The organism is Micromonospora sp. WMMB482 (genome assembly GCF_019038635.1).
Taxonomy (GTDB): Bacteria; Actinomycetota; Actinomycetes; order Mycobacteriales; family Micromonosporaceae; genus Micromonospora; species Micromonospora marina.
Window position 1 is genome coordinate 1,086,529 of sequence record NZ_JAHOPD010000020.1, and the last position, 14,076, is coordinate 1,100,604.

Sequence of the window (14,076 nt, forward strand, 5' to 3'; positions counted from 1 at the left end):
TTCGCCGGATCCGTCAGCTCACTCGCCCGGAGTGGACTTCGCGATCTGCATCAGGAACTCGATGTTGGTGCGGGACTGCTTGAGCCGGTCCAGCAGGAGGTCGAGCGCCGCCTGCGAGTCCAGCGAGTGCAGCACCTTGCGGAGCTTGTGGATGATCGCCAGCTCCTCCGGCGCGAGCAGGACCTCCTCCTTGCGGGTGCCGGAGGGGTTGATGTCGATCGCCGGGAAGACCCGCTTGTCGGCGATCTTCCGGTCCAGCTTCAGCTCGGCGTTACCCGTGCCCTTGAACTCCTCGAAGATGACCGTGTCCGCCATGGACCCGGTCTCCACCAGCGCGGTGGCGAGAATGGTCAGCGAGCCGCCGTTCTCGATGTTGCGCGCCGCGCCGAGGAAGCGCTTGGGCGGGTAGAGCGCGGTGGAGTCGATACCACCCGACATGATCCGGCCGCTGGCCGGCGCCGCCAGGTTGTACGACCGCCCGAGCCGGGTCACCGAGTCGAGCAGCACGACCACGTCGTGCCCCAGCTCGACCAGGCGCTTCGCCCGTTCGATCGCCAGCTCCGCCACGGTGGTGTGGTCCTGCGGCGGACGGTCGAACGTGGCCGCGATGACCTCGCCCTTCACCGACCGCTGCATGTCGGTGACCTCTTCCGGCCGCTCGTCGACCAGCACCACCATCAGGTGGCACTCCGGGTTGTTGCGGGTGATCGCGTTCGCGATCGCCTGCAGCACCATCGTCTTACCGGCCTTCGGCGGCGACACGATGAGCGCCCGCTGGCCCTTGCCGATCGGCATGACCAGGTCGATCACCCGGGTGGTGAGGATGTGCGGCTCGGTCTCCAGCCGCAGGCGCTCCTGCGGGTAGAGCGGCGTGAGCTTGTAGAACTCCGGCCGGCGCTTCGCCTCGTCCGGCTCCATCCCGTTGATGGTGTCCAGCCGGACCAGCGGGTTGTACTTGTCGCGCCGCTGCTCGCCGTCCCGCGCGGCCCGCACGGCGCCGGTGATCGCGTCACCTCGGCGCAGGCCGTACTTCTTGATCTGGGACATCGAGACGTACACGTCGTTCGGGCCGGCCAGGTAGCCGGTGGTCCGGACGAAGGCGTAGTTGTCGAGCACGTCGATGATGCCGGCCACCGGGACGAGCACGTCGTCCTCGCCGACCTGCGGCTCGCGGCCGCCACCGCTGTCGCCCTCGCCCCGCTCGCCGCGACCGCGACGACGGTCCCGGAACCGGCTGCGCCGGCCCCGCCGGCCGCCGCCCTCGTCGTCGTCGCCGTCGTTGTCCCGCTCGGCGCGCTGACCACGGTCGTTGCGGTCACCCCGGTCGTTGCGGTCGTTGCGGTCGCCGCCCCGGTCGCCGCGCTCGTTCCGGTCGTTGCGCTCGGCGCGGTCGCCCCGGTCGTTGCGGTCGCCCCGGTCGTTGCGGTCGGCGCGGTCACCACGGTCGTTGCGGTCACCACGGTCGTTGCGCTCACCGCGCTCGCCCCGGTCACCGCCGCGCTCGCCACGCTCGGCCCGCTCGCCGCCACGCTCGGCCCGCTCGCCGCCACGCTCGGCCCGGTCACCGCCGCGCTCACGGCCCCGGCCCTCGTTGCGCTCACCGCGCTCGGCCCGGTCGCCGGTCTCGGCGGGCGCCTCCTCGGCGCGCGTCGTCTCGGCCGGCCGCGCCTCGGTAGCCGGCGAGGTCGCCGGCGCCTCAGCCGGTCGCGCCTCGGTGGTCGCGGCGGCGGCCCGGCTGCGGCGACCACGGGTGCGACCCTCGGTCACCTCGGCGGCCGGCGCCTGCTCGGCGGGGCGTGCCTCGGCCCGCTCCTCACGGACCTCCGCGTGCACCTCCTCACGGGCGGGAGCGGACGCAGCCGCCACCTCGGCTCGCGGTCGAGGGGTTCCGGCCGCGGCGCCGCCCTGCTGCCGCTCGGTGATGGCACTGATCAGCTCGCCCTTGCGCATGCGAGCGGTGCCCGAGATGCCGAGCGAAGCGGCCAGGCTCTGGAGCTCCGGCAGCAGCATCGCCGACAGACCGGTACCGCTCCGCCGGCGGCGCGTGGGGGCGGCGGTGGTGGCATCGCCAGCGACGTTGGAAACATCCGACGTCACGTCGGTGGTGTCGCTCAATGGATTCCTTCCCTCGATAGGCCGGGGCTGCCCGGAGTCGTGGAACCAGGTGGCCGGGCGGCCTCGGTGCACCCGCCTCGCATGGACGCGTCGCGGGAGTCTGTGACACAGCAGCCGGTGGTTTCCCGACTCACCACCATCGGTGAGCAGGTCTCGCCGTCTGCGGCGACCTGTGGAAACTGCGGTGCGGCGTGGGCCTTGAGCAGGGGTGACGGGCTACCGCCGAGAGCTTCGGGGGTGCGCCGAACCGCAGGAAGATCGCATGCTTCGCGGCTGTGCTAGGTCTAGAGCGTAATCGCCTCGTCCGACCTGCGGCAACAGGGCCCCGCTCGGCGTGTCAAAGTCTACCCCGGATGACCCGGGCACCGCTGACATCTATCGGCAACTCCCACCGCCGCCAATCTGTTCCCGCCTGGAACCCCGCCGGAACCTCGGAGAGCGCCAACACGGTCGGACCCGCCCCACTGACCACAGCCGCCACATCCGCCGCACGAAGCGCGGCGACGAGCGCCGCCGTGCCGGGCATCCCCGGTGCCCGCTGGTCCTGGTGCAGCCGGTCGACGGTGGCGGGCAGCAGCAGCGCGGGATCGGCCGTCAACGCGTGCACCAGCAGGGCCGCCCGGCCCGCGTTCGACGCCGCGTCGGCGTGCGGCACGGTGGCCGGCAACGCCGCCCGGGCCACCGAGGTCAGGCCCTGCTCGGCGGGCACGAAGACGGTCGGCCGCACCGCCGCCGCCACCGGCAGCGAAACCGCCCGCGCGCCGCCCGGCTCGGTCCAGGCGATGGTGAAGCCGCCCAGCAGGCAGGGGGCGACGTTGTCCGGGTGCCCCTCCAGCTCGGCCGCCAGTCGCAGCGCGGCGTCGTCGCCCATCCGCCGGTCGCCGTCGGTCACCAGCGCGCGGGCCGCCAGCACCCCGGCCACGATCGCCGCCGACGACGAGCCGAGCCCTCGGGCCTGCGGGATGCGGTTGACGCACTCCAGCACCAGGCCGGCCGGCTGCGCGCCGAGCGCGTCGAAGGTGGCCCGCATCGCGGTGACGATCAGGTGCCGCTCGTCCGACGGCAGCTCCCCGGCGCCCTCGCCGGTGACCGACACCCGTACGCCGCCGTCTGTCACCTCGGCCGTGACGTCGTCGTGGCGGCCCAGGGCCAGCCCGAGCGCGTCGAAGCCGGGGCCCAGGTTGGCGCTGGTCGCGGGCACCCGGACCCGCACCGGGCCGGAGGTGAATGTGGTCGGCACCGGCTCATGCTAGGACGTCACCCCGACAGCCCGGCCGGACCGCCCGGAGCGTGGGACCGGCATGTCAGCCGGCGCGCTCGGGGGCCGGCGCTTCGGCCGGGTCGGTGAGCGAGAGCCGCCGGGTGGCGAACCGCCAGCCGATCGCGTACACGACGGTGACCAGGCCACAACCGGCCAGCACGGTACGCTCGTCCACCCGGTCCACCACGAGCGCCACCACCAGCTGGCTCACCGCGATGGCGAGCGTCGCCAGCATCATGTCGGTGGCGAAGACCCGGCCGCGGAGCCGGTCCGGCACCTCGCCCTGCAAGGCGTAGTTGGACAGCACCCAGTTGCTGCCACCGCCCAGGTGGGCCAGGAACACCAGAACCAGCACCAGCGGGAACCAGGTCACCACCGAGGCGCCCAGGTAGGCCAGGCCGTACATCGACATGGACAGCGCCAGGCCGGTGAGCAGCCAGGCCCGGTTGCTCAGCACCCGGTGCATCATGATCGGGCCGACCAGGGCCCCGGCGCCGCGGGCGGCGAAGAGCAGCCCGGCGCCGACCGCGCCCACTCCGTACACCCCCGCGAGCAGCGGGAAGACGGTGAGCACGCCGTTGCCCAGGCCGACCGCCGACTTGACAGTGACCAGCGCCAGCACGCGCGGGCGGTGGGCGATGTAGCGCAGTGCCTCGCGGATCGCCGCCCACGTGCGCGGCACCGCCGCCGCCGGGTCGCGCGGCGCCTGCAACGGCCGGCGGATCAGCGCGGCCAGGCCCGCGGCGGCGACCAGGCCGACGGCGGCCACCCAGAAGCTGGCGTACGGGCCGGCGGCGGCGCTCAGGATCCCGCCGAGCGAGGCGCCGACCACAGTCATCGTGCCCCAGGCCGAGCCGGCCACCGCGTTACCGGCGGCCAGATCCTCCGGGTCGACCACGTTCGGCAGCGCGGCCTGGGCGGCGGGCGAGTAGAACGCCTTCGCCACCGCCACCAACGCGATCGCCGCCAGCGCCAGCCAGGCCGTACCGGCGCTTCGCACGCCGAGCAGCAGCAGCACCCCGGCCAGCGCGCCCATGTTGGCCACCATCATCACCTTGCGGCGGTCGAACCGGTCGGCGACGGTCCCGGCGTACGGGAGCAGCAACGCGGTCGTGCCGGTGTCCACCGCCAGCACCAGCGCGCCCCAGACGCCACTGCCGGTCAGGTCGGGCAGCAGCACCAGCAGCGGCACCATGACGAACCAGTCCGCGCCGAAGACCACCAGCTCGGCGAGGAACAGATGGCGGAAGTCGCGGTTGCGGACGAGGACCGAGAGGGTGGGTGACACCCGGGCACCCTACCGGGCCGCCCCGGGCACGGCAGCCGCTGAAATCGTGTGGAGCACCACCGGGGTGCCCGTCGTCGAAGCTCGGTCTGTCCGGCGCGAGGCGGCGGGAGGGGCCCGCGCGGGGCCCCTCCCGGTCCGTCACTCGGTGGGCGGGAGCGGCGACTGGCGGCTCTTGGGCAGGCGCAGCACCTCGAACTGGTCGGTGCCGTCCACGAGCGCGCCGGACGGGCGGGCGGGCGGCGGCGCGACCTCGGCCCGCTCCTCGGCCCGCTCCCCGCCGCCGACCGCCACCGGCACCGGGTCCGGCTCCGGCTGCGGCTCGACCGGCTCGGGAGCGCCGCCCCGCCGCCGGTTCCGGAACGAGCCCTTGGTGTGCTCGACCATGGTGTAGAGCGTCGGCACCAGCACCAGCGTCAGCATCGTCGAGCTGAGCAGGCCGCCGATCACCACGACCGCGAGCGGCTTGGAGATGAAGCCGCCCTCACCGGTCAGGCCGAGCGCCATCGGCAGCAACGCGAAGATGGTGGCGACGGCGGTCATCAGGATCGGCCGCAGGCGGCGCCGGCCGCCCTCGACCACAGCCTCGGTCACGTCCATGCCGTGGGCCCGGTACTGGTTGATCAGGTCCAGCAGCACGATCGCGTTCGTCACCACGATGCCGACCAGCATGAGCACGCCGATCAGCGCCGGCACGCCCAGCGGCGTACCGGTGACCAGCAGCAGCCCGATCGCGCCGGTCGCGGCGAACGGCACCGAGATCAGCAGGATCAGCGCCTGGGTCAGGCTGCGGAACGTGGCCACCATGATCAGGAAGACGATCGCGATGGCCGCCAGCACCGCGAGACCGAGGTCCGCGAACGCGTCCGCCTGGTCGGCGCTCACGCCGCCGATCACGTACGTGGCGCCCGGCACGTCCAGCGCGTCCAGCCGCTTCTGCAGCTCCTGCGTGGTGGCGCCGAGGTTCGAGCCGGTCGCCGTGCCGGTGACCGAGACGCTGCGCTCCCCGTCGATCCGGGTCACCTGCTGCGGGCCGTCGACCTGCTCGACGTCCGCGATCGCGTCCAGCGGCACCGCGCCGACCCGCAGCGCCCGCAGCTCCTCGACGGTCAGCGGCGGACGGGCGCCACTGCTGAGCACCACGTTCTGCGCCGTACCGTCGAGCGTCACCTGCCCGAGCGGCGCCCCGCGGTACGTCTGCGCGACGAGCTGCCCGACGGCCGCCTCGGTGAGACCCGCGCGGGCCGCGGCCACCCGGTCCACTGTGACCTCGACTCGCGGCACCTGGGTGGCCAGGCTGCTGGTGACGTCCTCCACGCCCGGCGTGCCGGCCATCGCGCCCCGTACCGCCTCGGCCGCCCGGGTCAGCGTCTCCTGGTCGGCGGCCTGCACGACCACCTCGACCTGGTTGGCGGAGGCGTTCTGCCCGCCGCCGAACGTCACCTCGCCGACCTCCGCGCCGAGCGCGTCGAGCTCCTTGCGCAGGCCCTGCCGTACCGTCGCGGCGTCGGTGTCGTCGGAGAGCGACAGCGACCAGGTGGCCCGGTCGCTGCCGCCACCGGCGAACGGGTTGTCGCCACCACCGGCGCTCACCTGGTAGGTCTCCACCCCCGGCGTACGCCGCAGCACCTCCTCGACCCGCGCGGCGGCCCGGTCGGTGCCGGCGAGCGACGTGCCGGGCGGCATCTCCTGCCGGATGGCGAGCGTGTCCTGGCCGGAGTCGTCCAGGAAGTTGGTCTCCAGCTTCTGCGCCAGGCCGAACGTGCCCAGCAGCACGAGCAGGCCGAGACCCACAGTGGCCCAGCGGGTCTTCCGGGAGCGGGTGGCGAAGTCGATCACCGGCAGGTACGCCCGCTGCAACGGGTTACGCAGTTCCTTCTCCTCGGCGGCCCGCCGGGCGGCGGCGTCGTCGGCACCGCCGCGCGGCCGCAGGAACCAGTACGCCAGCACCGGGATGACGGTCAGCGACACCAGCAGCGAGGCGAGCAGCGCCACCGTCACGGTGATCGCGAACGGGGCGAACAGCTGCCCGACGAAGCCGCCCACCAGGGCGATCGGCGCGAACACGGCGACCGTGGTGAGCGTGGACGCGGTCACCGCGCCGGCCACCTCACGGACCGCGGTGAGGATCGCGTCCCGCTTCGGTTCGCCGTACTCCAGATGGCGTTTGATGTTCTCCAGCACCACGATGGAGTCGTCCACCACCCGCCCGACGGCGATGGTCAACGCGCCGAGGGTGAGCAGGTTCAGCGAGTAGTCGCCGGACCAGAGCACGATCAGCGCGACCAGCACCGACAGCGGGATGGACACCGCGGTGACCACCGTCGAGCGCACCGAGAGCAGGAACACCAGGATCACCACGACGGCCATGACCAGGCCCAGCAGGCCCTCGGTGGTCAGGCTCTCGATGGACTTCTCGACGAACGGGGCCTGGTCGAAGACCACTGTCAGCTCGGCGCCGGACGCCGCCGACAACTCGTCCAGCCGGTCCCGGATCTCGTGCGAGATGTCCACCGCGTTGCCGTCCGGAGCGGCGGTCACCGCGATGCCGAGGCTCGGCTTGCCGTTGGTCCGGGTGAACGAGGTGGCCGGGGCGAGCTGCTGCTCCACGGCTGCGACGTCGCCGAGGCGTACCGGGGCGGCGGGTGCCGTGGTCAGCACGATGCCGCGCAGGTCGTCGATCGTACGGATCGGCGTGCCCACCTGCACCGGCAGCGACCGGTCGCCGTCGGCGAGCGCGCCCGCCGGCACCGCCACGCCGTTGCTCTTGAGCGCCGACGCGATGGCGGTCGGCGCCACCTTGGCGGCGGCCAGCTTCACCGGGTCCGGCGTGATCGTCACGACCTGGTTCCGGGCGCCGGTGACGTCCACGGAGCGGACCCCGTCCAGCGCCTCCATCTCCGGCACGACGGCGCTGCGCAGCTTCTCCGCCAGCGCCCGCTCGTCGCCGTCACCGGTCGCGGCGACCACCACTGCGGGCAGGTCGTCGGTGCTACCGGCGATCACCTGCGGGTCGACGCCCTCGGGCAGCTGGGAGTCGATCCGGTTGAGCGCGGTCTCCATCTTGTTGACCACGTCGTCCAGGTCGGTGCCGAACTCGTACTGCACCTGGACCGTCGCCGCGCCCTCGCGCGAGGTCGAGGTGACCTCGTCCAGGCCCGGGATGCCCTTGAGGCTGTTCTCGATCGGCTCGGCGACCTGGGATTCCACGATCTCCGGCGCGGCGCCCGGGTACGTCGCCACGATGAACGCGGCGGGGAACTCCAGCGACGGCAGGAGCTGCTGCTTCAGCGACGGCACGGCGAACAGGCCGAACGCCGTGGTCACCAACGCGACGAGGGCGATCAGCCCTCGGTTGGCAAGACTGAATCTGGCGAGCAGCGACATCGGCGTTATTCACTCCTGGAGAGGTGTCTGCGGGGGTGTCTGAGTCTGCCGCACGCCCCGACACTCCCGGCATCCGCCCCAGCCGGTGACACCGCCGCCCTCGGCGGCGTCCCCGCCCGCCTTGATCGGCTCCACTTCGCCAAGGTTGCGGCATCCACCCGCTCCGATCCCGCCACCTTCCCGAGCTGGTGTCGATCAAGCTTTGACCCGGAAGCGCGGGTGCGAGAGGCGGGCGGGGTGCCCTCGTCGGGCCCGCCCTCGGGCCACCACCGACCCTCGACGCGGCGACCCCGCCCCATCCCGTCCCACCTCGATCGGCCCGCCTGCCCGAGCACATCACCCTTATTGATCGACTTCACTTCGCCGAAGTGGCTGCATCACACCCACCCGCACCCCGCCACCTCCCCGAACTGCAGTGGATCAAGAGCGGGGAACGCCGAAGAAGACGGAGGGGTCAGACGAGGTCGAGGGAGCGCGCGGCGGCCAGCGCGTCGTTGGCGATGGTCACCGGCGCCGGGGCGGTGGAGATGGCCCACTCCGGGTCCTTCAGACCGTGCCCGGTGACCGTGCAGACCACTCGCGACCCGGCCGGCACCCGGCCGGCCGCTGCCTGCTGGAGCAGACCGGCGACGCTCGCCGCGCTGCCCAGCTCGACGAAGACGCCCACCTCGCGGGCCAGCAGCCGGTACGCCGACAGGATCTCCCGGTCGCTGACCGCCGAGATCAGCCCGTCGGAGGCGTCCCGCGCGTCGATGGCCTTCGTCCAGCTCGCCGGGTTGCCGATCCGGATGGCGGTGGCGATCGTCGACGGCTCCGGCACCACCTGGCCGGTGACGATCGGAGCCGCGCCGGCCGCCTGGAAGCCGTACATCCGGGGTGCCTTCGTGGCGTTGCCGTCCCGCCGGTCCTCGGAGTAGCCCATCCAGTACGCGGTGATGTTGCCGGCGTTGCCGACCGGCAGGCAGTGGATGTCGGGCGCGTCGCCGAGCGCCTCGACGATCTCGAAGGCGGCGGTCTTCTGGCCGTGCAGCCGGTCGATGTTGACGGAGTTGACCAGCGCGACCGGGTAGTCCTGGGCGAGCTTGCCGGCGAGCCCGAGGCAGTCGTCGAAGTTGCCCTGCACCTGGAGCAGCTTCGCGCCGTGCACGAGCGCCTGGGCCAGCTTGCCCAGCGCGATCTTGCCCTGCGGCACCAGCACCGCGCAGGTGATCCCGGCCCGGGCCGCGTACGCGGCGGCGGAGGCGCTGGTGTTGCCGGTGGAGGCGCAGATGATCGCCTTGTCACCCGCCTCGACGGCTTTGGAGACCGCGAGCGTCATGCCGCGGTCCTTGAACGAGCCGGTCGGGTTGGCGCCCTCGACCTTGAGCCACACGTCCGCGCCGACCCGGGCGGAGAGCACCGGCGCCGGCAGCAGCGGCGTGTTGCCCTCGTGCAGCGTGACGACGGGAGTCGCCCCGGTGACCGGCAGCCGATCCCGGTACGCCTCGATCAGTCCCCGCCACATGTCGTGCTCCTCGCCTCGTCGCCCCGCTCCGGGGCCCGTCACCAGCGTGGACCAGCCTGCCCGGCCGGCCACCGGCACACCCTGGTCCAACCATCAGGCGGGACGCGTCGGTTACGCGCCACCCTCCACCCGCAGCACACTCGTCACCGAACGGACGATGTCGAGCCCGCGCAGCTCGCCGACGGTGGCCGCGAGCGCCGCGTCCGGCGCGACGTGGGTGACGATGACCAGTTCGGCGTCCCCGCCGGCCGGTCCCTGCCGGACGGTGGCGATGGAGACCTCGTGCCGGGCGAAGACGCCTGCCACCCCGGCCAGCACGCCCGGCCGGTCGGCCACGTCGAGGCTGATGTGGTAGCGGGTGAGCGCCTCGCCCATCGGCCGTACCGGCAGGTCCGCGTACGCCGACTCGCTCGCCGCGTGCACCCCGGCGAGGCGGTTGCGGGCCACCGCCACCACATCGCCGAGCACAGCGCTGGCGGTGGGCGCGCCACCGGCGCCCCGGCCGTAGAACATGAGCTGCCCGGCGGCGTCGGCCTCGACGAAGACCGCGTTGAACGCGTCGCCGACGCTCGCGAGCGGGTGCGTCAACGGGATCATCGCCGGGTGCACCCGGACGTTGACGGTCTCCCGGCCCTCCGCGTCGGCGCCACGGGCCGCGATGCAGAGCAGCTTGATCGTGCAGCCCATGGCCTTGGCGCTGGCCACGTCGGCGGCGGTCACCTCGGTGATGCCCTCGCGGTGCACGTCGGCGGCGGTCACCCGGGTGTGGAACGCCAGCGAGGCGAGGATGGCGGCCTTGGCGGCGGCGTCGAAGCCCTCCACGTCGGCCGTCGGGTCGGCCTCGGCGTACCCCAGCTCGGTGGCCTCCTCCAGCGCCTCGGTGAAGCCGGCGCCGGTGGCGTCCATCGCGGAGAGGATGAAGTTCGTGGTGCCGTTCACGATGCCGGTGACCCGGGTGATCCGGTCGCCGTGCAGCGACTCGCGCAGCGGGCGCAGCAGCGGGATGGCCCCGGCGACGCTGGCCTCGTAGTAGAGGTCGGCGCCGCCCTCGGCGGCGGCGTCGTGCAGCGTGGCGCCGTCCTCGGCGAGCAGCGCCTTGTTGGCGGTGACCACGCTCTTGCCCGCGCGCAGCGCCTCGACCAGCCAGCCCCGGGCCGGCTCGATGCCACCGACCACCTCGACCACCACGTCCACGTCGTCGCGCTTGATCAGCCCGAGCGCGTCGGTGGTGAACAGCGCCGGTTCGACCGGCAGGTCGCCGCGGTCACGGCCGATCCGGCGTACGGCGATCCCGGCGATCTCCAGCGGGGCGCCGATCCGGGCGGCGAGGTCTTCCGACTGCTCGTGCAGCAGCCGGACCACGTCGCTGCCGACAGTGCCGCAGCCGAGCAGCGCCAAGCGAACCGGTGAGGTCATCCCACATCCAATGCCAGCAGGTCGTCTTCGGTCTCCCGGCGGACGATCAGCCGCGCCCGACCTTCGCGGACGGCGACGACCGGGGGCCGCGGGACATGGTTGTAGTTGCTCGCCATGCTCCGGCAGTAGGCCCCGGTGCCGGGCACCGCGACAAGATCTCCGGGCTGCACGTCGGCGGGCAGGAATTCATCCTTCACCACGATGTCCCCGGACTCACAGTGCTTTCCCACCACGCGGGCGAGCATCGGCGGTGCGGTCGAGGTGCGGTTCGCCAGCGTGGCCGAGTACGAGGCGTCGTAGAGCGCGGTCCGGATGTTGTCGCTCATCCCCCCGTCCACGCTCACGTAGGTCCGCAGGCCGTCGACGTCCTTTACGGTCCCGACCTCGTAGAGCGTGAACACGGCCGGGCCGACGATCGCGCGGCCCGGCTCGACGGACAGATGCGGCACGGCGAGGTTCTCCGCCGCGCACTCCCCGTCCACGATCTTGCGCAGGCGCTTCGCCAGGTCGTGCGGCGACGCCGGGTCGTCCTGCGTGGTGTACGCGATGCCGAAGCCGCCGCCCAGGTCCAGCTCGGGCAGCTCCACGCCGCGGGCGTCGCGGATCTGCGACTGGAGGGCGATCACCCGGCGGGCGGACACCTCGAAGCCGCCGGCGTCGAAGATCTGCGAGCCGATGTGGGAGTGCAGCCCGCGCAGCTCCAGCACGTCCTCGTCGAGGATCTTGAACGCGGCCGCCGCGGCGGCACCGCCCGCCAGCGAGAAACCGAACTTCTGGTCCTCGTGCGCGGTGGCGATGAACTCGTGGGTGTGCGCCTCCACGCCGACGGTGACCCGGACCAGCACCTTCGGGCGCACCCCGCGCTCGCGGGCCAGCTCGGTGAGCCGGTCGATCTCGGTGAACGAGTCGACGATGATCCGGCCCACGCCGGCGTCGAGCGCCCGGGTCAGCTCCGCCACCGACTTGTTGTTGCCGTGGAAGCCGATCCGCGCAGGCTCCATCCCGGCCGACAGCGCGGTGGCCAGCTCGCCGCCGGTGCAGACGTCGAGGAACATGCCCTTTTCGGCGATCATCCGGACCACGGCGCGGCACAGGAACGCCTTGCCGGCGTAGTAGACGTCCGCGTCCGGGAAGGCCGCGCGGAACTCGCGGCAGCGCTCGCGCAGATCGTCCTCGTCCAGCACGTACGCCGGTGTGCCGTACTCCGCGGCCAGGTCGCGGACGTCCAGGCCCGCGACGGTGAGCGCGCCGCCGGGGCCGCGCGCCACGTTGCGCGGCCACAGTCGCGGCACCAGGGCGTTGACGTCGACCGGGGTACGCAGCCAGGCCGGTCCCCGGGTGCCGATCTCGCCGTGCAGTGCGCCTGCCTCATGCGCGCGCATGCCGGTTACATCCGCTCCGGCGCGGACACCCCGAGCAGGTGCAGGCCGTTGGCGATGACCACCCGGGTGGCGTCGTTGAGCCAGAGCCGCGCCCGGTGGGTGTCGGTGATCTTCTCGTCGCCCTGCGGGGCGATCCGGCAGTTGTCGTAGAACCGGTGGTACGCCTGCGCGACGCTCTCCTCCAGGTAGCGGGCCACCCGGTGCGGCTCGCGCAGCTCGGCGGCGGTGGCCACCACTGCCGGGAACTCCGCGAGTGCCTTGAGCAGCTCGTTCTCCTTGTCGTGCCCGAGCAGCTCCGGCTGGAACGCGGTGGCGTCACCACGGGTCAGCCCGATCTCGGCCGCGTTGCGGGCCACACCGGCGGTACGGGCCGCGACGTACTGCACGTAGTAGACCGGGTTGTCGTTCTTGGCCCGGGTCCACAGCTCCACGTCGATGTCGATGGGCGAGTCGGCCGAGTAGCGGGCCAGCGCGTACCGGGCGGCGTCCACGCCGATCGCGTCGACCAGGTCCTCCAGCGTGACCACGGTGCCGGCCCGCTTGCTCATCCGTACCGGGGCGCCGTCACGGACCAGGTTGACCAGCTGGCCGATGAGGATCTCCAGGTTGCGCGCCGGGTCGTCGCCGAAGCACGCGGACATCGCCTTCATCCGGCCGATGTAGCCGTGGTGGTCGGCGCCCAGCATGATCACGACCCGGTCGAAGCCGCGCTCCCGCTTGTTCAGGTAGTAGGCGCAGTCGGCGGCGAAGTACGTCCACTCCCCGTTGGACTTGCGCAGCACCCGGTCCTTGTCGTCGCCGAAGTCGGTGGTGCGCAGCCAGGTCGCGCCCTCGGACTCGAAGACGTGTCCCTGCTCCCGCAGCCGGTCCAGCGCCGCGTCCAGCGCGCCCCCGTCGTGCAGGTCCTTCTCGTTGAAGTAGGTGTCGAACTCGACCCCGAAGTCGCGCAGCGAGGACTTGATCTCGGCGAACATCAGCTGGACGCCCTCATTCCGGAACACCTCCTGGGCGGCGTCCTCGGGAAGGTCCAGCACGTCCGGCCGCAGCCGGACCACAGCGGCGGCGATCTCCGCGATGTACGCGCCGCCGTAGCCGTCCTTCGGCGCCGGCTCGCCCTTGGCGGCGGCCAGCAGCGAGCGGGCGAACCGGTCGATCTGGGAGCCGGCGTCGTTGAAGTAGTACTCCGTCCCCACGTCGGCGCCGGTGGCGCGGAGCAGGCGGCTGAGCGCGTCGCCGACGGCCGCCCAGCGGACCCCGCCGATGTGCACCGGGCCGGTCGGGTTCGCCGAGACGAACTCCAGGTTGATCCGCTGGCCGGCGAGCGTGTCGCTGCGCCCGTACGCCGGACCGGCCTCGACGATGACCTTGGCGAGCTGACCGGCGGCGGCCGCGTCAAGGCGGACGTTCAGGAAGCCGGGCCCGGCGATCTCCACCGACTTGATCCCCGGCGCCTTGGCCAGCTCGTCGGCCAGCGCGGTCGCCAGCTCCCGCGGGGGTACGCCCACCTTCTTGCTGAGCTGGAGCGCCAGCGTCGAGGCGTAGTCACCGTGATCGGGGTTACGGGGTCGCTCGACGGTGGTCTGCGCGGGCAGCGCGGCGCGGTCCAGTCCCCGCTCGTCGAAGACGGCGTGGGCTGCGGCGAGGACGACCTCGGCGAGTTCTGCGGGAGTCACCGAACCATGTTATCGGGGGTAGACTCGGGCACCGCGGAGGCGACCCAGCATGT

The 14,076-nt window shown here is 72.8% G+C and carries 8 protein-coding genes; all 8 read right to left on the reverse strand.

Annotation, left to right across the window (positions count from 1 at the left end; genetic code table 11):
- Positions 1-18 precede the first annotated feature (18 nt).
- Entirely contained in the window at positions 19-2,115 is a 2,097-nt protein-coding gene (rho, locus tag KSK32_RS05940) for a transcription termination factor Rho (protein ID WP_216929293.1), read from the reverse strand.
- Between the two features lie 337 nt (positions 2,116-2,452).
- Positions 2,453-3,355, reverse strand: a complete 903-nt coding sequence (gene thrB, locus KSK32_RS05945; RefSeq protein WP_216929294.1) for a homoserine kinase — start codon at positions 3,353-3,355, stop codon at positions 2,453-2,455.
- Between the two features lie 64 nt (positions 3,356-3,419).
- The gene (locus KSK32_RS05950; protein WP_216929296.1) at positions 3,420-4,664 is read right to left on the reverse strand and encodes an MFS transporter; all 1,245 of its coding nucleotides are present in this window, start codon (positions 4,662-4,664) and stop codon (positions 3,420-3,422) included.
- A 138-nt stretch (positions 4,665-4,802) separates the two neighbouring features.
- Positions 4,803-8,048, reverse strand: a complete 3,246-nt coding sequence (locus KSK32_RS05955) for an efflux RND transporter permease subunit (RefSeq protein ID WP_216929298.1) — start codon at positions 8,046-8,048, stop codon at positions 4,803-4,805.
- 454 nt (positions 8,049-8,502) lie between these two features.
- Positions 8,503-9,552 (reverse strand): threonine synthase, encoded by a 1,050-nt coding sequence (thrC, locus tag KSK32_RS05960; RefSeq protein ID WP_216929300.1) that lies wholly within the window; start codon positions 9,550-9,552, stop codon positions 8,503-8,505.
- A 111-nt stretch (positions 9,553-9,663) separates the two neighbouring features.
- A complete protein-coding gene (locus KSK32_RS05965; protein ID WP_216929302.1) occupies positions 9,664-10,968 on the reverse strand; it encodes a homoserine dehydrogenase in 1,305 nt (434 codons plus the stop codon).
- On the reverse strand, positions 10,965-12,350 hold the full coding sequence (lysA, locus tag KSK32_RS05970; protein WP_216929304.1) for a diaminopimelate decarboxylase: 1,386 nt from the start codon (positions 12,348-12,350) through the stop codon (positions 10,965-10,967). Before lysA ends, KSK32_RS05965 begins: the two co-directional genes overlap by 4 nt.
- A gap of 5 nt (positions 12,351-12,355) precedes the next feature.
- Positions 12,356-14,023: an arginine--tRNA ligase gene (gene argS, locus KSK32_RS05975; RefSeq protein ID WP_216929306.1), complete on the reverse strand. Its 1,668-nt coding sequence runs from the start codon at positions 14,021-14,023 to the stop codon at positions 12,356-12,358.
- Positions 14,024-14,076: the final 53 nt, after the last annotated feature.